Origin of the sequence: Prevotella sp. HMSC077E09 (assembly GCF_001814685.1) — a bacterium.
Classification (GTDB): domain Bacteria; phylum Bacteroidota; class Bacteroidia; order Bacteroidales; family Bacteroidaceae; genus Prevotella; species Prevotella oris.
In genome coordinates, this window is record NZ_KV817481.1 from 1 (window position 1) to 510 (window position 510).

General features: G+C 40.0%; 1 tRNA gene. It reads left to right on the top strand.

The features are described 5' to 3' along the window. The first annotated feature begins 179 nt into the window (after positions 1 to 179). Positions 180 to 253: transfer RNA gene (locus tag HMPREF2983_RS00120), tRNA-Ala, on the top strand. Positions 254 to 510 lie beyond the last annotated feature (257 nt).

Below are 510 nucleotides of genomic sequence, written 5' to 3' on the forward strand. Positions count from 1 at the left end.
GGTCGGCAGTTCAAGTCTGCCTGGGACTACTTCTTTAATTCATAATTCATAATTAATAATGCATAATCCAAACTAAAATTTGAGTTTTGCTTATTAATGGAACCTTGAATGATGAACACTCCAATCAAATGGTAATCATAATTATGCATCATGCATTAATCATTATGAATTACTACCTTGGGGGATTAGCTCAGCTGGCTAGAGCACCTGCTTTGCAAGCAGGGGGTCAACGGTTCGAATCCGTTATTCTCCACAGATGGACATCACCGTGCATGCTGAAGCGTGCATTCTGAAGGTCCATACGATCTTTGACATATTGACACAAGCAAAAACTGTAAAGTAAACTAAGTTCAGTCTTAGAAATCAAATCGCAAGATGCGATTTCACTTGACAGCTAAAAGTATGAGCTTCAGAAGGTGAAGCCGGAGGAAGGCAGAGCAATGTATGTTGCTTTTTGTATCCCCGCTTCATCCTTTATAAGAAGAAAGTAAGAAAGGGCGTATGGCGGAT